The following is a 19,505-nucleotide window of genomic DNA, read 5'->3' as shown; positions in this document are numbered from 1 at the left end:
CGCGACGGCCACAGCCGGCTCACCCGGGGACGAGGAGGCGCGGCGCACCATCGGGGCGTCCGGTGCGTCGAGGCGTCGGAGCTGCGCACCGCGTTTCGTGCAGCACACCCGGTCTCGACGCGGTGCGGTGCACGAAACGCGGTGCGACGAGGGGCGGGGTGGGGCGGACAGGCGCAGGGCGGCTCGCACGGGCGCGGCACGAGGCCGAGGCGGCGGGCACGCCGATGGGCCCGGCACGATGTCTCGTGCCGGGCCCTCGGGTGCTGCGGGTGGTGGGACTAGCCGACCGAACCCTCGATGCCGGTCTGGTAGACGGGCTTGTTGTCGGCGTCGAACTGGTAGACGCCGATCGAGGCGGACGACGGGTCGTTGTCGTCGTTGAACGGTCCGATGCCCGAGGGGCCGGTGTAGTGGATGTCGTCACCGGCGTCGAGCGCGGTCTTGCAGTCCGCGTACGTGGTGCACTCGGTGCCGCCGTTCGCGCCGGAGACCGCGGCCATGTTGGCCTGGATCGTCCCGGCGTCGGTGCCGCCACCGGCCTGGGCCGCGAGGGCGGTCAGGATGACGGCGTCGTACGACTCGGCAGCGTACGAGTAGTCGGCCAGCGTCTGGCCCTCGCTCTGCTGGTAGCCGGCGGCGAGCTCGGCCTTGAAGTCGGCGCTGGCGTCGGCACCGGGGATCGTGCCCTTGGCGCCTTCGAGTGTGCCGGGCTCGAAGTCGGCGCTGTAGTCGGCCGTGTTGCCGTCGGACATGTAGACCTTGCTCATGTCCCAGCCCTGGGCGACCAGCTCGGGGACGATCGACTTGGTCTCGTCGAAGGCGAGGATCACGATCGCGTCGGGGTCGGCGGCGATGGCTGCCGAGACCTCGGACGAGAAGGTGGTCTGACCGGGGGGGAACTCCTGGCCCTCGCCGGAGCCGCCGTAGACGACGGTGCCGCCCGAGCTCTCGATGGACTCCTGCGTCGAGTCACGGAGGCCCGTGCCGTAGGTGTCGTTGAAGACGAGGAAGGCCACGTTGGCGTTGCCGTCGGCGGTGATCTGCTGGCCGAGTGCCGAGCCCTGCACCGAGTCCGGCGGAGCGGTGCGGTAGTAGTACGACGAGTAGCCGCTGAGCGAGCTGGCCGTGTTGGCGGGCGAGATCTCGACGATGCAGTTGCTGGTGAGCTGGTCGACCACGTTGAGCGTGACGCTCGAGGACTCGGCACCGAGCACGACGGGCACGTCGGCGTCGATCAGCTGCGTGGCGGCGTTGCTCGACACGGTCATGTCGTTGCTGTCACCCGAGTCGGTGCTGGTCGAGATCTCGGCCGGCTGGTCGAGGACGCCACCTGCGGCGTTGATGTCGGTGATGGCCTGGTTCGCGCCGGCGATGGCGGGCGGGCCGAGGTAGGCGAGGGTGCCCGTCAGGGGCAGCATCGTGCCGATCGCGAACGGGTCGGTGCTCGGCGTGCCGGCCTCGCAGCTCGCTGCCGGGTCGGACTTGGCCGACGAGGACGCCGACGACGAGGCGTCGTCGGAGGGGGAGGCCGTCGAACAGGCAGCGAGCAGCACGGAGGCTGCGCCGGCGAGTGCCAGTGCTCGGAGGGCGGTGCTGGATCGGATCATCCGTGGAACCCTTTCGTGGACAGCGGCAGTGCAGCCCGACCGGTGGCGGTCGAACCTGCCGCGATTGGTCCGAAACTAGGGGTCGAATGTTTCTGGCGTGTGTTCTCGGCGTCAAAGTGACGTTTCGTTAGCCATTCGTGACTTTGCGAGGGAAGGTCGCTTCTACACCGTGGGCGCGACGGCGAGCGGACGCCGTGATCGCCGCCCCGTGCGCACCATGTCGACCGTCAGCACGATCGACGCGACCCAGACGATGGCGAAGCCGACCCAGCGCGTGAGGGACATGTGCTCGCCGAGCACGACGACGCCCACGACGAACTGCAGCACGGGTGCGACGTACTGGGTCAGGCCCACGGTGGTCAGGGGCAGCCGGCGGGTCGCCGAGGCGAACAGCAGCAGGGGCACCGCGGTGATGACGCCGGTGCCGATCGTGGCGAGCGTGTGCCCGACGCCGACGGTGCCGAGGACGACGCCACCGCCCAGGCCCGTCACGTGCAGGACGATCAGGGTGGCGGCCGCGAACGGTGCGATCCACAGCGTCTCGAGCGTGAGCCCGCCGACCGCGTCGACGCGACCGCCGACCTGCTTCTTGACCAGCCCGTAGAGCCCGAACGAGAACGCGAGCACGAGCGAGATGACCGGTGGGCGCCCGGCGCCGACGGCGATCACCAGGACGGCGACGGCGCTCAGCCCCACGGCCACCCACTGAGTCGTGCGCAGGCGTTCGCGCAGCACGACCACGCCGAGCAGCACCGTCACGATGGGGTTGATGAAGTACCCGAGGGCGGCCTCGACCACGTGACCGCTGAGGGTCGCCGAGATGAAGACCGTCCAGTTGACGACGATGAACGCGCCGGCCAACCCCATGGTGCCCACCACGCGGGGCTGGCGCAGCAGCGCGACGAACGAGCGCAGGGCGCCGGTCGCGACGAGCAGCACCCCGCAGAAGACGAGGGAGAAGAGCACCCGCCAGGCGACGATCTCGAACGGGCCGGCCGGCGCCAGCAACAAGAAGTAGACGGGCAGCACGCCCCAGAGCCCGTAGGCGCCCAACGCGTAGGCGAGCCCCGCGCCACCGGCCCCGGCGACGCCGAGCCCCGGGGTCGGGGCGGCGGAGGACGAGGGGGCGCGGGTCGAGGTCACCTGGTGACTCTAGGTGGCTGCACCCCCTGCACGGAACGCGAGGTCCTGCCACGGTGGATCGATCGGCGGACGATCATGCCCGGGGACGAGCCGTCGGTCGCGTGACCCCGCCGACACGACGAAGGCCCCTGCCTGGGCAGGGGCCTTCGGGATGGCGACCGGGGTCGCGAGGCACGGCCGGAGCCGCACCGGGCGCTAGCGGACGATGACCGCCAGGACGTCGCGAGCCGAGAGCACGAGCAGGTCTTCTCCGCCGTACTTCACCTCGGTTCCGCCGTACTTGCTGTAGATGACCTTGTCGCCGGTGGCGACGTCGAGCGGCACGCGGTTGCCGTTGTCGTCGATGCGGCCCGGTCCGACGGCCACCACTTCACCCTCTTGGGGCTTCTCCTTGGCGGTGTCGGGGATCACGAGGCCCGAAGCAGTGGTCTGCTCGGCTTCGACCTGACGAATGACGATGCGATCTTCGAGCGGCTTGATGCTGACCGACACGGGTGACCTCTTCTTTCTCGGTGCTACGAAAACATGGGGGCTGGCACTTGCCGGGGGCGAGTGCCAGAACAACTGTAGGACGAGACTGGCACTCGGTCAATCCGAGTGCCAGCGGGACGGTCCACGTGCGTCACACTGGACGACATGGATTCTTCCGAGCTGCTCGAAGTCCTCTCGCCCGAGGGGCTCCGGCTGCTCGACTCGCTTCCGGCCGGTGGCGGCTCCGGCGACGACGTGGTGGGCACCGTGGCCGCGCTGCGCAAGCAGGGGCACTCCCCCGCCCTCGTCTCGGCCGTGCTGACCCAGGCGAGGCTCCGGGGCCGGGCGGTCGCCAAGTTCGGCGAGTTCGCGAGCCGCATGCTGTTCACCGAGGCAGGCCTCGAACAGGCCACGCGCCTCCCGGTCGCCGCCCGGCACGCCGGACGCTACGCCGCCGCCGGCCTCGGCAGCGTGGCCGACCTCGGCTGCGGCATCGGCGGTGACGCGCTCGCCTTCGCCGCACTCGACCTCGACGTGCTCGCGGTCGACCGTGACGAGGTGACCGCCGCTGTCGCCTCGTACAACCTCGCGCCGTGGTCGTCGTCGCGGGTCGAGCAAGGCGACGTCGAGACGACCGACCTCGGGGGCGTCGAGGGCGTGTTCCTCGACCCGGCCCGGCGCACCTCCGGGCACAGCGCCACGAAGCGGCTCGCCGACCCGGCCGACTGGTCGCCCGGCCTCGACGTCGCGTTCGGGTTCGCCGACCGCCTGCCGACCGGCGTGAAGCTCGGCCCGGGCGTCGACCGCGAGCTGCTGCCGACCGACGCCGAGTGCCAGTGGATCTCGGTCGACCGCGACGTGGTCGAGGTGGGGGTGTGGTTCGGGCCACTGGCGCGGCCGGGAGTCGGCCGGTCCGCCCTGGTGATCGGCGCCTCCGGGGCCTCGGAGCTGACGGCGGCGGCCGACTCCGACGACGTCGACGCCGGCGACCTCGGCCAGTACCTCTACGAGCCCGACGGCGCCGTCATCAGGGCCCGCCTGATCGGCGACCTGGCCCGGTCGATCGGCGCCCGCATGATCAGTCGCGACATCGCCTGGCTGACGACGGAGGCGCGGGTCGAGACTCCCTTCGCCCAGGGTTTCCGGGTCGTCGAGACCTTCCCGCTCGACGAACGCACGCTGAAGCGCGAACTGCGCGCCCGCGGCATCGGCCGCCTCGAGATCAAGAAGCGCGGGGTCGACGTCGACCCCGCGACGTTCCGCAAGCGCCTGTCGTTGCAGGGCACCGGGTCGGCCACGCTCGTGCTGACCCGCGTCGCCGGCCGTCACACGGCGCTGCTCTGCGAACGCCTGGGCTGACGCGTCGGACGGCGGGCCGGCCGCGCCGCGCCACGTCGGTCGGCCCACCCACGGTCGCACCCCGTCCGACGTCGGAAACGGGCCGGTGCCGCCGTCTGGTCGACGGCGGCTCCGGCCCGTTCCGTGCCTCACCGGAGAGGCGGGGTGTCAGTAGCCGTAGTAGTCGGAGCCCGACGAGAACCCGGCCACCCAGAGGCCGAAGAGGACCCAGCCCAGGACGATCAGGACCACGCCGGCGTAGCCGACGATGAGGCCGGTCAACCAGAACCCGCGAGCGTGACGCTCGCGGGACATGCCGAGGTGACCCAGCACGACGCCGGCGATCGAGGCGACGATCGAGAGCCCGAACGTGAACGGGGCAAGTACGAGGCCGGCGATCGAGCCGATCATCGACAGCAGGCTCAGCAGCCGCGGGGGCTGGGCCGCACCGGCCGAGGCGTACGGCGGGTAGGGCGAGCCGTAGGGCTGCTGACCGTACGGGGCGCTGCCGTAGGGCTGCTGGCCGTACGGCCGCTGGGCGTAGGCCTGCTGGCCGGAGGGCTGCTGGGCCTGAGGCTGCTGGGCGTACGCCTGCTGACCCTGAGGCTGCTGGCCGTACGCCGACTGGCCCTGGCCCTGTTGCCCGAAGTGCTGCTGACCGTAGGGCGCCTGACCGGGCGCCTGACCGGCGTGACCCGACTGTTGGCCGTGACCTGACTGCTGGCCGTAGCCCGCCTGTTGGCCGTAGCCCTGCTGCTGGCCGTAGCCCTGCTGCTGGCCGTAGCCCTGCTGCTGGCCGTAGCCCGGGTTCTGGCCCTGACCCTGCGGCTGGCCGTAGCCCTGCTGCTGGCCGTACCCGACCGGCTGCCCGTACGCGGCCGGCGGCTGCGTGCCGGGTTGCCCGTACGGCGGCCGGGGAGGCTGAGGAGCACCGGGCGGGACCTGCCCCGGGAGGGATCGCTCGGGGCGCGAGTGGGGAGCGGACGCCCCCTGGGGGGCCCCGTACGGAGCCGAGCCCGTCGGCGGCGCACCGGCCCCGGCGTACGGCGACGACGCGGGAGGCTGCGACGCCGCCCCCGGGAAGGCGGTGGGCGGCAGGGGCGGCGACGACTCGGCCGCACCCCGGTCACCCTCGGAGGGGCGGACGGGCGGCGCACCGGGCGCCGTGGGCGGGGTGGGAGCCGACGGCGCGGACGGCGCCGAGGACGGCTTCTCGGGGGTGGTGTCGTCGGTGGCCATCAGCTGCCTTTCGCGTGCGATGCGTCGGTCGTGTCGTCGACCCGCCCGGTCACGCGGGTGACGGAGGGGTCTCGGGACACGAAGGGGCCCGCACCGTCCGGTGCGGACCCCGTCATGCTAGCGAGGCCGCCGATGAGCGGCCCCTGGGAGACGACGCCTCGAGCGCCGGCCCGGCTTACGAGTTGTAGCTGCCGTCGTAGATGTCGGGGTTGCTGGCGATCGCCCCGAAGACGGCGATGATCAGGATGATGCCGATGATCGTGAGGGCGACGACGACGTACCCGAGGATGAGCCCCGTCAAGGCCATGCCACGGCCTTCTTCCCCGCGCTTCTTGATCTGGCTCAACGCCATGTGGCCGGTGACGATCGCGCCGATCGAGGTGATGGCCGTGACGAAGCCCGCGATGCCGAGGATCATCGAGACGAGCGCGAGGGTGTTGCGCTGCCCGGGGGCGCCGTTCTGGCCCTGGTAGGCGGGCTGGCCACCGTAGGGCTGCCCCTGGTGAGCCGGCTGCTGCCCCTGGTACGTCGGCGGCTGCCCCTGGTAGGGGTTCTGCGACGAGGGCTGGCCCTGGGGTGCGGAGTGGGGGTCGGTCATCGGTGACGTCCTTCTGCTGAGGTTCGGCCGGTGACGGCCGCGGTCGGTCGAGCCCTTGCATGTTAGCGGCGACGGCGCCCCGACGACCGGGTCCTCGACCTGCCGCGGCGCGGGTCGGCCCCGCGGACGACCGCCAGGCCGGGCTCAGACGGCCTGCACCGTCGTCACGGGCAGGGTCGAGTCGGCCCCGAAGTCGAGCGGCGACGGCGCCCGGCCACGCGACACGAGCTCGGCGCCCAGCGCGGCGATCATCGCGCCGTTGTCGGTGCAGAGCGAGAGCGGCGGCACGCGCAGTTCGACGCCGGCGGCCGCACAGCGCTCGGCGGCGAGCTGGCGGACGCGGGCGTTCGCGACGACTCCCCCGCCGAGCAGCAGACGGGGCACGCCGCGGTCGGCGCAGGCCGCGAGCGCCTTGGTCAGCAGGACGTCGGCGACCGCCTCTCGGAAGCTGGCGGCGACGTCGGCGACCGGCACCGCGCCTCCTTCGCTGCGACGCTGCTCGACCCACCGGGCGACGGCCGTCTTGAGCCCCGAGAACGAGAAGTCGTAGCGGTGCTTCGCGAGGTCCTTCGGCAGGGTCAGCCCGCGCGGGAACCGGATGGCCCGCGGATCGCCGCCCTCGGCGACCCGGTCGATCTGCGGACCGCCCGGGTAGGGCAGGCCGAGCAGGCGGGCGACCTTGTCGAAGGCCTCGCCCGCGGCGTCGTCGATGGTCTCGCCGAGCAGCTCGACGTCGTCGACCAGGTCGCGCACGTGCAGCAGCGAGGTGTGTCCGCCCGACACGAGCAGGGCGATCGTCGGCAGCTCGAGCTCGCTGCCGTCCTCGCGCAGCACGTCGGCCCCGACGTGCCCGACCAGGTGGTTCACGGCAAAGAGCGGCTTGCCGGTGGCGAGCGCCAGGGCCTTCGCCGCGCCGACCCCGACCATGAGCGCGCCGGCGAGCCCCGGGCCGCTGGTGACGGCGATCGCGTCGAGCTCGGCCACCGTGACGTCGGCCTCGGCGAGCGCCGCTGCGAGCGCCGGCTCGAGGGCCTCGAGGTGGGCACGGGCGGCGACCTCGGGCACCACGCCGCCGTAGCGGGCGTGCTCGTCCATCGACGACGAGATGACGTTGGCCAGCAGCGTCCGACCCCGGACGATGCCGATGCCGGTCTCGTCGCAGCTGGTCTCGATGCCGAGCACGAGCGGTTCGCGGGTGGTGGTCACGGGCGGTCGTCCTGCCGGTCGAGGGGGGCGTCACCGAACGGCTCGGCCCGGGTCGGAACGGTCTCGGTGACCGCGGCGGACAGGGTGAGCCTCATGACGACGGCGTCGACCCCGTCGGGCATGTAGTAGCGCTTCCGGACCGCGATCGGCACGAATCCGAGCGACTCGTAGAGGTGCTGCGCCCCGGGGTTGTCGGCCCGCACCTCGAGGAACACCTCGTGCACCCCGGCCTGACGAGCCTCACCGAGCAGCTGCGTCAGCATCGCGCGGCCGAGCCCCCGACCACGGTGCTCGGCGAGCACGGCGATGGTCTGGACGTCGGCTTCGCGGGCCCCCTTCGGCGCCAGCATGCCGGCGTAACCGACGACGGCGGCGTCGTCGCCCTCGGCCACCAGGTAGCGCCCGCCGGGTGCCGTCAACTCGTGCGTCATGCTCGCGCGCGACCAGGCGTCGTTCGCGAACGTCGTGGTCTCGATCGCCATGATGCCGTCGAGGTCGTCGAGGGTGGCCGTGCGCAGCAGGACGCTCATCGCGTCACCGGCTTCGGGCCGGCCGACGGGGTCACGTCGGGCTCGCGCAGGTAGAGGGGCTCGGCGTCGGCGAAGGCGCGGCCGTGCTCGAAGAGGCGCTCGGCCAGCATGCCCAGGGCGGCCGCAGAGACCGTCGTCGCGTCGGGGTCGGTGCGGGGCCAGGACGAGGAGGCGCCGGTCGCCTCGTCGAGGTCGGCCGGCTTCGTGAGGGCGGGGCCGGCCGCGAGCACGGGCAGGCCGTCGTCGTCGAGACCCGACCACGCGCTGTGGGCCACCTCTCGGCGCCGGGCGTCGGTGACGACGACGAGAGGCGAGTCGAGTCGCCCACCGGCCGTGGCGACCGGGCGACCGGCCTCGGCCGAGAGCCGTTCGAACGCGACCGCGTCGTGGCTGCCGACCGACAGGCAGGGCACGCCGGCGCCGAAGGCGAACGCCCGGGCCGCGGCGATGCCGACGCGGAGGCCCGTGAAGGGGCCGGGGCCGCGACCGGCGACCACGGCCGAGAGGTCGGACGGGGCGACGCCGGCCTCGCGCAGGGCCTCGTCGATCAGGCTGCCGATCACCTCGGCGTGGCGCCGGGTGTCGGCGACCGTGCGTTCGGCGAGGACCCCGCCGTCGCGGTCGACGACGGCGACGGACGAGCCGGCTGAGGTGTCGATGGCCAGGATCACGGGGTCAATCGTAGGCGGTGTCGGGGGGCCGACCCGCGCCTCCTGACGGGTGACGGAGCCCGGCCGGGGCCGGGCTCCGTCGCGTCGGTCAGAACGCGCCGATGCGCCGCGCCGTGCTGGGCTGGCCGAGCAGAGCCGCGATGTCGGACGGCAGGGCCGAGACGATGCCGAGCGACGAGGTGAGCAGGCCGGTCATGGCGCCCAGGTCGAGCACCGACGAGGTCTCGACGTTGCGCCAGGACGAGTTCTTGCCCGCCAGCGCCGACGTCGAGTCGAACCGGGTGACCGTCTTGTTGTCGCCTGCACCCCAGCCGACCAACGTGGCCTGGGCCGTCGTGCGCCGCTGGTTGAAGGCGTTGCCCGTCACCGTGATGCCCATCGAGTCGGCCGACCGGTTGGTCTTCGAGTCGAGCACGTAGACCTGGTAGTAGCCGCCCTTGCCGAAGGCGTTGTTCGCGATGGTGATCTTGCCCGTCACCCAGCTCATCGTGGGGTCGGGGATCGGCCGGCGACGGTCCTGGCCGGTGGCCGCGGTCGCCTGACGACGCTCGTCCTGCAACACCTTGACGCCGAACTGGCTGAAGCCGCCGACCGAGTTGTTGTAGATGCGCACGTCGTCGCTGCCGATGATCTGGATGCCCGCCTTGCCGCCGGTCACCGTGTTGCCCGCGATGACGGACTTGCTCGAGAGCTCGAGCTGGATGCCGGTCCACTCGTTGTCGACGACCGTGTTGCCCACGACCTTCGAGTCGTAGACGGACTCGTCGAGCCAGAGACCCGAGCTGTAGTTGCGGCTGACGTCGTTGTTCGAGACCGTCACTCCGCGTGAACGCGTGATCTTGACGCCACCGGAGACCGGGGTCTCCTTGAAGCGCTGCCAGTTGTTCTCGCGGACGACCGAGTCGGTCAGCTTCATCTCGTAGGACGCGTTGGCACCGATGCCGAGCATGCCGTTGTGCTCGACCGTGAGTCGCTGCAGCGTGCCGCCGTTGTTCTCGAGGTTGACGCCGATCATGGCGTTCTCGGAGACGACGAGGTCACGGGCGGTGGCACCGGTGTTGCCGAGCCGGACCGTGCCGCGGTCGGCGTCGAGCGTCGCGTACCGACGCACGCCGAAGCCCTGGAGGGTCGTGTTCGGCGCCTGCACCCAGATGGCCTGCTGCTTGTTGCTGATGCGCAGTTCGTGGCCGGCGGGGTCGCTGCCGATCAGCACCCGACCGCCGGCGGGGTCCGCCGCGAAGGTGCCGGGCGCGAGCGCGTCGGGCGTGACCTGGGTGAGCTGGACGCCGTCGAGGAAGACCTGGTCCGGGCGGCCGGCGAGGGGGAACCCCGACTGCAGGAAGCGCGGGTTGTCGGCGATGCCGAGCAGCGCGGAGGAGGGGAAGGTCGACCAGGGCGTGCTCCAGCCCGAACCCGAGCGCTGCCACGACGACACGGGCACCGAGCCGTCGAGCCAGACGGCCTCCTTCGGGTAGGCCTGGATCGTCAGGGGCTTGTTGAACGGCACCACGACGCTCTCGTTGTAGCTGCCGGCGCGCAGGACGATGGTGGCGCCGGCCTTCGCCTTCGCCACGGCGGCGGCGAGGGTGCGGTACGGCGCGGCCTGGTTGCCTGCGGCACCGTCGTTGCCACCCGGCGCCACGAACAGCGCCCCCGCGGGCACGGCGTAGGACGCCGACCCCACGGGCACGGACCCCCGCGACGGGGCGGGGTCGGTCTCGGGCGCGGGCGTCGGCTCGGGGGCGGGCTCCGGAGCCGGGGCCGGGGCGGGTGTCGGCGTCGGGGCGGGGACGGGCACCGGGGTGGGCACGGCGTCCTGGGGGGACTGGACCACGGTCAGGTCGTCGAAGGTGGTCGTGGCGACGGCCTTGTTCGACGAGCTCGAGTACTGCCACAGCCCGACGCCGCCGGGCTTCGCGATGCGGTCGGCGGACGAGTCCGAGACCGAGAGCTGCCAGCCGGGCTCGGTCGAGCCCGCCGTCCAACCCTTGCCCTGCAAGGCGACCGAGCCGGTGCCGACGACGCGGAACGCGACCGAGACGGCCGAGCCCTTCGTCACGCCCGCAGGCAGGGCGACGCGACCGAGGTCCTTCTCGCCCGACTTACCGACCTTGGTGATCGCCAGGGCGACCTTGCCCGACGAACCCTGCTCGAGCCTCCCGCGGTAGGCAGAGCCGTCGGCCTGCTTGCGCAGCTCCCACCCCTGGTAGAAGCCGCCGGTCGTCTGGGGCAGGCGGATCGTCTCGCGCACCTCGACGTCCTGCACCGAGGTTCCGGTGAGCGACGCCGTCGCCGACCCACCGGGGACGAGCCCCGTGATGGACGAGACGCCGCCGCCGACGGAGAAGGTGGCCTTGGTCGGCCCGGACCAGGTGGTCCAGGTGCCGCCCTTGTCGGCCTTGCCCCAGCCGCCGGAGGTCGTGCGGCCCGACGCGTCGGAGGCGACGGTCGTGGTGGCCGCGGAGGCGCTGGTCGCGGGGACGAGGACGGCGGCGACGCAGGCCACCGCCATGGTGAGTGCGCTGAAGACCGTCCGCGTGCGGTTCGGTGAGCCGAGCTGGGGTGCGTGAGCGTCGAGCATCGGTGCTCCTTTCGTGGGGGTGGAGTATCGATGGATCCGGCGCGTACCCCCAGGACGGGGGCTTGCGCGATCGGTGCTGCGGCGAGTCGAGTCGGGACCTCGGCGAAGACAAGAACGAATCCTCATACATCTATGCGCGGTTGGCAAGCGTCCGTCAGCCCCCGTGGGGGTGCCCTCCTCACGGGTGGCATCCCTCCGGGTGCCACCCGTGAGGGGTGTCCGGCGACGCGCCGTCGTCGCCTAGAGTTCACGCATGACGCCCCCCGGAGCCGGCCCGAGCGCCTCGGCGACCTCGCGCCGAGGCGTCGCGCGCGCCTCCTCGTGGCGACCGCCCGCCCTCGGCGTCCCGAGCACGGGCGACGCCCCGCTCGAACCGCGCACCTGGGTGCGAGCGCTCGCTGCGGCCTGCCTCGTGCTGCTGGGCATGCGCTTCACCCTGCCGCAGAGCCTGCAGGTCGGCTTCGTGGTCGCCCTCGTCATGCTGCCCGTGTGGTGGGCGCACCTGCGACGCCAACGCGGAGGGACCGCCTTCGTCGCGCTCGGCCTGCTGGCGACCGCCGCCGGCCTCTGGCTGGGCGTGGCCAACGCGGCCGACCACGAGACCGATCCGAGCGAGGTGATCCCCGGCACGGTGTTCCTCGTGGGCACCGTGTTGAGCGTCGGCCTGTTCGTCTGGGGGCGCGACGTCCTCACGTCGCACCGGGCGGCCCTCTGGTTCGGCGTCGGCCTCGCGCTCGGGTTCACCCCCGACACGACGCTCTTCGCGACCAACCCCTGGAAGTTCGGCTTCGCCCTGCCCGTGACCGTGATCCTGCTCGCGCTCGCCGCGCGGTTCGGTCGCCGGTGGGAACTCGGCGCGCTCGCGACGCTCATCGTCGTCGCGGCACTGAACGACTCGCGCTCGGCCTTCGGGCTGCTGCTGCTCGCCGCGCTGCTCGTCTTCGCCCAGGTCGCCATCGTGAGACCGCACCGCCGACCGTCGGCGGTGGCCGTGCTCGTGGGGCTGGGCGGACTCGGCGTGGCGGTCTACCAGCTCGGGCAGGCCCTCATCCTCGACGGCTACCTCGGCGTCACGACCCAGGCCCGCAGCCTCGAGCAGTTGCGGCAGTCGGGGTCGCTCATCCTCGGCGGGCGGCCGGAGCTCGCGGCCACCTTCGCCCTCATGGAGCACCACCCGTGGGGGTTCGGCACCGGGTCGGTGCCGTCGCCCCAGGACGTGCAGATCGCCAAGGAGGGCATGAACACCATCGGCTACCAGCCGAACAACGGCTACGTCGAACGGTTCATGTTCGGAGGCCACGTCGAACTGCACTCGGTGTTCGGCGACCTTTGGGCCCAGTCCGGCATCGTGGGCCTGCTGTTCGTGGCCACGGCCGTCGTCGTGCTCGCCGTCGGCGTCGTCCGGCGCCTGGCCGAGGGCACGGCGAGCGGCCTGCTGCTCTACGCCTCGGCGCAGAGCCTGTGGAACGTCTTCTTCGCGCCCTTCTACACGTCGTTCCCGACGCTCGTGCTCGCCCTCGCCCTCGCGTTCCTCCCCCGCCCCGAACCTGGAGTGCCCCATGCCCCCCGAAGGTGAGTCCCCCGTCGAGCCCCCGTCCGCCTCGTCGCCCCGCCGACGTCGGACCATCGCCGTCGTGGCCGTCGTCGTCGTGGTCGTGGTCGCCGTGGTGCTGGCACTCGTGCTCACCGGCCGAGGAGGCGCCTCGCCGTCGCCCGACGACACGGCGTCGACCGCCCAGCCGACGGGTGGGTCGTCGAGCGGTACCCCCGGCGAGGGCGCGTCGGACGAACCGACGGCGAGCACGCCACCGGCCGCGGGGCCCGACACACCCGAGTCACCACCCGTCGGCCTCGACGGATCGCCCACGGTCGTCGACGGGGTGACGGTCCGGGTGAAAAGCCTGACCGCGGTCGACGGGGAGGCCGTCCTGCCCGGCGAGGTCGCGGGCCCCGGCGTCCGGGCCGAGCTCGAGATGGTCAACTCGACGGGGGCCGCGGTCGACCTGTCGACGGTGGTCGTCAACCTGGCGTACGGTTCGGGTCGCACCCCCGCGAACACCTTCTCGACCGGGACTTCTTCGTTCCCGGCGTCCGTCGAGGCCGGCGCGACGGCGATCGGCACGTACGTGTTCGAGGTTCCCGCCGACGAGCGTGGCGGCCTCCGGTTGACGGTCGACTACGCGGTCGACGTGCCGGTCGTGGTCTTCGAAGGAGCAGCCGCGTAGCGACGCTGTGACCACAACGGGGGCCATTGTCCCCCCTTGGGGGGACCTTATAGTCGTCAAGCCATCGGTACCCGAATGCCGGTGTCACTTACCCGACCCGAATGAGGCCTCCCCATGGGAAGAACCGTCTCGTCGCGCCTTCGCCTGCCCGCGATCGTCGCTGCGTCCGCCGTGCTCCTGTCCGTCCTGGTCGGAGTGCAGCCCGCTGCGGCCGACTCCGCCCCCGCCGACCCGACGTCGCCGTCGACCCCCGCCACGGTCACCGCTGACGCGCTTCCGACGCCGCAGATCGACGGTTCGGTGTTCTCGCAGGTCATCGTGGGCAACACGGTCTACGCGGCCGGCAAGTTCACGAAGGCGCGCCCGGCCGGTGCCGCGGCCGGCGTCAACGAGGTGCCCCGCAGTTACATCCTCGCCTACGACATCACGACGGGAGCCCTGTCGACGACCTTCGCCCCGGTCGTCGACGGGCAGGTGAAGGCCCTCGCGGCCTCGCCCGACGGCAAGCGCCTCTACATCGGCGGCGCCTTCACCAAGGTCAACGGCGTCAACAAGTACCGTCTCGCCGCGCTCGACCCGACGACCGGCGCCCTGGTGACCAGCTGGAACCCGGGGACGAACGCGACGGTGAACGCGATCGCCGCCGTGGGCCAGAACGTCTACGTCGCCGGCGTGTTCTCGAGCATCGGCAAGGACACCCGCACGAAGGCCGCCGCGGTGACCGCCTCGAACGGCACCAACCTGCCGTGGGCACCCCAGATCGCCGGCGGCGACGTGCTGGCCATGGTCGCGAGCCCCGACGGTTCGAAGATCGTGCTCGGCGGATCGTTCAGCTCGGTCAACGGCTCGGCACAGCCCGGCTACGGCCTCGCCATGCTCGACCCGACCACGGCGGCCAACCTGCCCTTCCAAGCGAACGACGTCGTCCGCAACGGCGGAGGCCAGGCCGCGATCTACAGCCTGAGCGCCACGGCGGCAGGCGTCTACGGCTCGGGGTACACCTTCGGCGGCGGTGGCCGTCTCGAGGGCGCCTTCAAGTCCACCTGGAACGGCGACCTCGTCTGGGTCGAGGACTGCCACGGCGACACCTACTCGGTCGCCGCCAACAGCACCACCGTCTACATCGCCGGCCACCCGCACTACTGCGGCAACATCGGCGGGCAGCCCCAGACGAACCCCTGGACCTTCCAGCGCGCGATGGCCTTCAGCGACTCGGCCACGCAGACCATCACGAACGACCCCTACGGCTACTACAACTTCGCCGGCACGCCCGCCCCGAGCATCCTCAACTGGTTCCCCGACTTCGGCACCGGCACCTACACGGGTCAGAACCAGGGCCCGTGGAGCGTCGCGGCGAACGACAAGTACGTCGTGTACGGCGGCGAGTTCCCCTCGGTCAACGGCAAGGCGCAGTACGGCCTGACCCGCTTCGCCGTGTCGAGCATCGCCCCGAACAAGGAGGGCCCGGTGTACTCGGGCGCCCTGTTCAAGCCCAGCCTGGTGTCGCTCGAGTCGGGCAGCGTCCGCGTCGCGTGGCAGTCCAACTGGGACCGCGACAACGCCAACCTGACGTACTCGGTCTACCGCGACGGCAACCTGAACACGCCCGTCTACACGACGACCGCGTCCTCGACCTTCTGGAAACGCCCCTCCATCGGGTTCGTCGACAAGGGCCTGGCAGCCGGAAGCAGCCACGACTACCGCGTCAGGGCCACCGACCCGCTCGGCAACACCGTCCTCGGCGACACCGTGACGGTGACCGTCTCGGCCACCGCGCCGTCGCCCTACCAGCAGCAGGTCGCCGCCGACGGCGCCACGGCCCTCTGGCGCCTGGGTGAGAAGAGCGGCTCGACCGTCTACGACTCGATCGGCTTCGACGACCAGCAGGCCCAGGCCGGCGTGACCCGCGGGGCCACCGGCCAGGCGTCCACCGATTCGGACGGCTCGAGCACGTTCTCGGGCACCGACACCGGGCTCTCGTCCACCGCGTCGGCGATCGCCGGGCCGCAGACCTTCTCGGTCGAGGCCTGGTTCCGCACCACGTCGACGACCGGCGGCAAGATCGTCGGCTTCGGCAGCTCGAACACGGGCGCCTCGAACTCGTACGACCGCCACCTGTACATGGACCCGCGAGGTCACGTGTCGTTCGGCGTCTACCCGAACGCGAGCCGCATCATCACGAGCCCGACCGCGTTGAACGACGGCCAGTGGCACCAGGTGGTCGGTACGCTGAGCTCGGCCGGCCAGTCGTTCTTCGTCGACGGCAAGAAGGTCGCCACCGACGCCGGGACGACCGGAGCCCAGGACTACACCGGTTACTGGCGGATCGGCGGCGACAACAACTGGGACGGCGCACCGTACTTCCAGGGCGACATCGACGACGTGTCGGTGTACCCGAAGGCCCTGAGCGCCAAGCAGGTCGACGGCCAGTGGGTCTCGTCGGGACGCACCAGCAAGCTGCCGAAGTCCCCCGCCGACGCCTACGGCGCCCGGGTGTTCCAGGACGACCCCGAGGTGTACTTCCGCCTCGACGGTGACGGCCAGACGGTTGCGGCCGACGCCTCGCCGGTCGGCACGGACGGCCTCGTCAGCGGTGGCGTCGCGACCGGTGGCGCCCCCGCCGTCGCCTCGGGATCGGGTCACTCGGCGAGCTTCGACGGGTCGTCCGGCGGGGTCTCGACGACCACCTCGTACGACACCCCGAACAACTACACGCTCGAGACCTGGTTCAACACGACCTCGACCTCGGGCGGCAAACTGATCGGCTTCGGAAACCAGCAGACCGGTTACAGCGGCAACTACGACCGCCACGTCTACATGGAGCAGGACGGCCGTCTGCAGTTCGGCAACTGGACCGGCCAGATGAACCTCGCCAGCAGCACCGCGAGCTACAACGACGGACGGTGGCACCAGGTCGTGGCGACCCAGGGCTCCGAGGGCATGAAGCTCTACGTGGACGGCGTCCAGGTCGGCTCGAACCCGTCGACCGCGTCGGACGGCTACCGCGGGTACTGGCGCCTCGGCGGCGACAGCTCGTGGAACTCGGGGTCGGGCTACTGGCAGGGCAGCCTCGACGAGGCGGCCGTCTACGCCCGTCCGCTCGACGCCGCCACGGTCGCGCAGCACTACGCCCTCGGCGCGGACAAACCGAACGCAGCGCCCACCGCAGCCTTCACCTCGGCACCCACCGGTCTCGGCGTCGCCTTCGACGGCGGCACCTCGGCGGACGCCGACGGCTCGATCGCCTCGTACGCCTGGGACTTCGGCGACGGTTCCGCCGTGGCCTCGGGGGCGCAGCCCACGCACACCTACGCCGCCGGCGGCACCTACACGGTCACCTTGACCGTGTCGGACGACCGGGGCGCCGTGGGCACCTCGACCGCGACCGTGACGGTGACGCCGCCCCGTGTCAACGCGGCCCCCACCGCCTCGTTCACCTCGACCGTCGACCACCTGGTCGTCGCGGTCGACGGCCGCGCCTCGGCCGACGCGGACGGGACCGTCGCGTCCTACCGCTGGGACTTCGGTGACGGCACGGCGGCGGTGACGGGCTCGACCACGAGCCACGCCTACGCCACGGCCGGCACGTACACGGTCACCCTCACGGTGACCGACGGCGAGGGAGCCACCGGCACCTCGACCGGCACCGTCACCGTCGCGCCGGCCCCGCCGGCCAACGTCGCCCCGACGGCGTCGTTCACCAGCGCCACGTCCGGCCTGGCGGTGTCGACCGACGCGACGGCCTCGGCCGACCCCGACGGCACGGTGGCCGGCTACGCCTGGACGTTCGGCGACGGCGGCACGGCCACCGGCAAGACGGCGTCGCACTCCTACGCCGCCGCCGGCACCTACACGGTGACCCTCACGGTGACCGACGACAAGGGCGCCACCGGCAGCTCGACGGGCACCGTCACGGTCGCGCCGATCCCGAACGCAGCCCCCACCGCGGCGTTCACCACGGCGATCGACAAGCTCTCGGTGACCACCGACGGGCGCGCCTCGACCGACAGCGACGGCACCGTGGCCTCGTACGCCTGGGACTTCGGCGACGGCGGCACGGCGACGGGCAGCACCGCGAAGCACGACTACGCCACGGGCGGCACGTACACCGTGACCCTCGTCGTCACCGACGACAAGGGAGCCACGGGGACGCGCACCTCGACGGTGACCGTCACCGCGCCTCCGGTCGTCACGGCGATCGCGCAGGACGGCTTCGGGCGCTCGGCGTCGAACGGCTGGGGCTCGGCCGACGTGGGCGGCGCCTGGACGCGCACCGGCCAGGCCTCGCAGTACGCCGTCGCGAACGGCGTCGGCACCCAGTACCTGGGCGCCGCCGGCTGGAGCACCTCGATGGCCCTCACCGGCGTCAGCGCGACCGACACCGACCTGCGCACCAGCGTCAGCCTCGACAAGGCGGCGACCGGCGGCGGCACGTACGTCTACGTCACGGGCCGCAAGGTCGCCACCAACTCCGAGTACCGCGCGACCCTGCGCTACCGCTCGGACGGTCGACTCGTCGTCGCGCTGAACGCCTACAAGGGCACGTCGACGAACGTGACGCTGGTCAACGAGACGCTGGTCCCGGGAGCGGTCACGCCCGGGGCGAAGGTGAACGTGCGGCTGCAGGTGAGCGGGTCGGGCACGACGACTATCCGTGCGAAGGTCTGGCTCGACGGCACCACCGAGCCCACGGCCTGGACCGTCTCGACGACCGACGCGTTCGCCGGGCTGCAGGCCCCCGGCTCGGTGGCCCTGGCCGCCTACGCCTCCGGTTCGTCCACCAACGCCCCGCAGACGGTCTCGTTCGACGACCTGAGCGTCTTCAAGCCGTGACCGGCGCCGTCCCGGAGCACCCGAGCGGGCTCGTCGTGCAGCAGTCGTTCCCTCGACCGCGGCCGACGACCAACCCCTACCTCGTGATGCTCCGGGACGCCGTCGGCGCGGTGCCCGGGGTCGAGGTGCGCACCTTCAGCTGGAAGGGCGCGCTCCTCGGCCGCTACGACGTGTTCCACGTGCACTGGCCCGAGATCCTGGTCTCGGGCCGGAGCCCGCTCAAGGCGCTCGTGCGCCAGGCGTTGACCGTCGCCCTGGTCGCGAAGCTGGCGGCGACCCGCACGCCGATCGTCCGCACCGAGCACAACCTCGAGCTGCCGAGCGGCATCTCGCGCCGCGAGCGGGTGCTGCTGCGCTGGATCGAACGGCGCACCACGCTCTGGGTGCGCCTGAACGACGAGACGCCCGAGCACCCCGACGCGCTCGGGGCGCTCATCCCCCACGGCCACTACGTCGACTGGTTCTCGCGCTGGCCGTGGCCGGCTCGCGAGACCGGCCGCGTCTCGTACTTCGGGTTCATCCGCCGCTACAAGGGCGTCGACGGCCTGGTCCGCGCCTTCCGCGGCGTGCGGGGCGACGACCGACGCCTGCACGCCGCCGGCAAGCCCTCGTCTCCCGAACTGGCGCGGGGCCTCGAGCAGCTCGCGGCCGACGACCCCCGGGTCAGCCTCGACCTGAGGTTCTTGGACGACGAGGCCCTCATCGACACCGTGCGGCGGGCAGAGCTGGTCGTGCTGCCCTACCGCGAGATGCACAACTCGGGCGGCGTGCTGACGGCCCTGTCGCTCGGCCGCCCGGTGCTGGTGCCGGCCAACGAGGTCAACGCCCGCCTGGCCGACGAGGTCGGGGCCGACTGGGTGCGCCAGTACTCGGACGAGCTCGCGTCCGCCGACGTCGAGCGTGCGCTCGAGGCGGCGTCACTCCTGTCGGACGACGCCCGCCCCGATCTGTCGGCCCGCGACTGGGACCGTGCCGGCGAGGCACACGTCGCGGCGTACCGCCGGGCCATCGACGCCGTGGGCGGTCGGGCGTCGGGCGGCGGGCGACGGGCCCGCTCGTGACC

General features: G+C 72.2%; 14 protein-coding genes. 5 read left to right on the top strand and 9 right to left on the bottom strand.

Annotated features, from left to right (window positions below; all coding sequences use genetic code 11):
• Positions 1 to 278: 278 nt before the first annotated feature.
• The 3 genes from ITJ55_RS08535 to groES form a co-directional block, all read right to left on the bottom strand.
• Complete coding sequence (locus ITJ55_RS08535; protein WP_194595007.1) at positions 279 to 1,607, bottom strand: ABC transporter substrate-binding protein; 1,329 nt, start codon at positions 1,605 to 1,607, stop codon at positions 279 to 281.
• A gap of 162 nt (positions 1,608 to 1,769) precedes the next feature.
• Positions 1,770 to 2,750 carry an EamA family transporter RarD gene (gene rarD / locus ITJ55_RS08530; protein ID WP_194595006.1) on the bottom strand — a complete coding sequence of 327 codons (981 nt, stop codon included), beginning with the start codon at positions 2,748 to 2,750 and terminating at the stop codon, positions 1,770 to 1,772.
• 195 nt (positions 2,751 to 2,945) lie between these two features.
• Entirely contained in the window at positions 2,946 to 3,242 is a 297-nt protein-coding gene (gene groES / locus ITJ55_RS08525) for a co-chaperone GroES (RefSeq protein ID WP_043595988.1), read from the bottom strand.
• A gap of 144 nt (positions 3,243 to 3,386) precedes the next feature.
• On the opposite strand from groES, the gene ITJ55_RS08520 reads away from it, so the two are divergent.
• Entirely contained in the window at positions 3,387 to 4,580 is a 1,194-nt protein-coding gene (locus ITJ55_RS08520) for a class I SAM-dependent methyltransferase (RefSeq protein ID WP_194595005.1), read from the top strand.
• A gap of 147 nt (positions 4,581 to 4,727) precedes the next feature.
• On the opposite strand, the gene ITJ55_RS08515 is transcribed toward ITJ55_RS08520, so the two are convergent.
• The 6 genes from ITJ55_RS08515 to ITJ55_RS08490 form a co-directional block, all read right to left on the bottom strand.
• Complete coding sequence (locus tag ITJ55_RS08515; RefSeq protein ID WP_194595004.1) at positions 4,728 to 5,798, bottom strand: DUF4190 domain-containing protein; 1,071 nt, start codon at positions 5,796 to 5,798, stop codon at positions 4,728 to 4,730.
• Between the two features lie 175 nt (positions 5,799 to 5,973).
• The gene (locus ITJ55_RS08510) at positions 5,974 to 6,396 is read right to left on the bottom strand and encodes a DUF4190 domain-containing protein (RefSeq protein ID WP_194595003.1); all 423 of its coding nucleotides are present in this window, start codon (positions 6,394 to 6,396) and stop codon (positions 5,974 to 5,976) included.
• Positions 6,397 to 6,540: 144 nt separating this feature from the next.
• Positions 6,541 to 7,602 carry a tRNA (adenosine(37)-N6)-threonylcarbamoyltransferase complex transferase subunit TsaD gene (gene tsaD, locus ITJ55_RS08505; RefSeq protein ID WP_370544084.1) on the bottom strand — a complete coding sequence of 354 codons (1,062 nt, stop codon included), beginning with the start codon at positions 7,600 to 7,602 and terminating at the stop codon, positions 6,541 to 6,543.
• Positions 7,599 to 8,132 (bottom strand): ribosomal protein S18-alanine N-acetyltransferase, encoded by a 534-nt coding sequence (gene rimI, locus ITJ55_RS08500; RefSeq protein WP_194595002.1) that lies wholly within the window; start codon positions 8,130 to 8,132, stop codon positions 7,599 to 7,601. The genes tsaD and rimI overlap by 4 nt, the downstream gene beginning before the upstream one ends.
• Positions 8,129 to 8,803, bottom strand: a complete 675-nt coding sequence (gene tsaB / locus ITJ55_RS08495) for a tRNA (adenosine(37)-N6)-threonylcarbamoyltransferase complex dimerization subunit type 1 TsaB (protein WP_194595001.1) — start codon at positions 8,801 to 8,803, stop codon at positions 8,129 to 8,131. Before tsaB ends, rimI begins: the two co-directional genes overlap by 4 nt.
• A gap of 88 nt (positions 8,804 to 8,891) precedes the next feature.
• Positions 8,892 to 11,384 (bottom strand): right-handed parallel beta-helix repeat-containing protein, encoded by a 2,493-nt coding sequence (locus ITJ55_RS08490; RefSeq protein WP_194595000.1) that lies wholly within the window; start codon positions 11,382 to 11,384, stop codon positions 8,892 to 8,894.
• A gap of 253 nt (positions 11,385 to 11,637) precedes the next feature.
• Between ITJ55_RS08490 and ITJ55_RS08485 the strand changes: the two genes are divergently transcribed.
• From ITJ55_RS08485 to ITJ55_RS08470, 4 genes are all read left to right on the top strand, one after another.
• Positions 11,638 to 12,960, top strand: coding sequence for an O-antigen ligase family protein (locus ITJ55_RS08485; protein WP_194594999.1), 1,323 nt, complete (start codon positions 11,638 to 11,640; stop codon positions 12,958 to 12,960).
• Positions 12,944 to 13,609 (top strand): DUF4352 domain-containing protein, encoded by a 666-nt coding sequence (locus ITJ55_RS08480; protein WP_194594998.1) that lies wholly within the window; start codon positions 12,944 to 12,946, stop codon positions 13,607 to 13,609. Before ITJ55_RS08485 ends, ITJ55_RS08480 begins: the two co-directional genes overlap by 17 nt.
• A gap of 114 nt (positions 13,610 to 13,723) precedes the next feature.
• Positions 13,724 to 18,442: a PKD domain-containing protein gene (locus ITJ55_RS08475; protein WP_194594997.1), complete on the top strand. Its 4,719-nt coding sequence runs from the start codon at positions 13,724 to 13,726 to the stop codon at positions 18,440 to 18,442.
• Positions 18,439 to 19,503 (top strand): glycosyltransferase, encoded by a 1,065-nt coding sequence (locus tag ITJ55_RS08470; RefSeq protein ID WP_194594996.1) that lies wholly within the window; start codon positions 18,439 to 18,441, stop codon positions 19,501 to 19,503. The genes ITJ55_RS08475 and ITJ55_RS08470 overlap by 4 nt, the downstream gene beginning before the upstream one ends.
• Positions 19,504 to 19,505 lie beyond the last annotated feature (2 nt).

It is taken from the genome of Frigoribacterium sp. VKM Ac-1396, assembly GCF_015350895.1.
GTDB lineage: Bacteria > Actinomycetota > Actinomycetes > Actinomycetales > Microbacteriaceae > Frigoribacterium.
This window is presented reverse-complemented; position numbering and strand designations above follow the sequence as displayed.

Coding starts and splice junctions, on each gene's coding strand:
- ITJ55_RS08475 (WP_194594997.1), top strand. CDS start 13,724: ATGGGAAGAACCGTCTCGTCGCGCCTTCGCCTGCCCGCGATCGTCGCT.
- ITJ55_RS08485 (WP_194594999.1), top strand. CDS start 11,638: ATGACGCCCCCCGGAGCCGGCCCGAGCGCCTCGGCGACCTCGCGCCGA.
- ITJ55_RS08490 (WP_194595000.1), bottom strand. CDS start 11,384: ATGCTCGACGCTCACGCACCCCAGCTCGGCTCACCGAACCGCACGCGG.
- ITJ55_RS08520 (WP_194595005.1), top strand. CDS start 3,387: ATGGATTCTTCCGAGCTGCTCGAAGTCCTCTCGCCCGAGGGGCTCCGG.
- rimI (WP_194595002.1), bottom strand. CDS start 8,132: ATGAGCGTCCTGCTGCGCACGGCCACCCTCGACGACCTCGACGGCATC.
- ITJ55_RS08535 (WP_194595007.1), bottom strand. CDS start 1,607: ATGATCCGATCCAGCACCGCCCTCCGAGCACTGGCACTCGCCGGCGCA.
- ITJ55_RS08515 (WP_194595004.1), bottom strand. CDS start 5,798: ATGGCCACCGACGACACCACCCCCGAGAAGCCGTCCTCGGCGCCGTCC.
- ITJ55_RS08480 (WP_194594998.1), top strand. CDS start 12,944: ATGCCCCCCGAAGGTGAGTCCCCCGTCGAGCCCCCGTCCGCCTCGTCG.
- ITJ55_RS08510 (WP_194595003.1), bottom strand. CDS start 6,396: ATGACCGACCCCCACTCCGCACCCCAGGGCCAGCCCTCGTCGCAGAAC.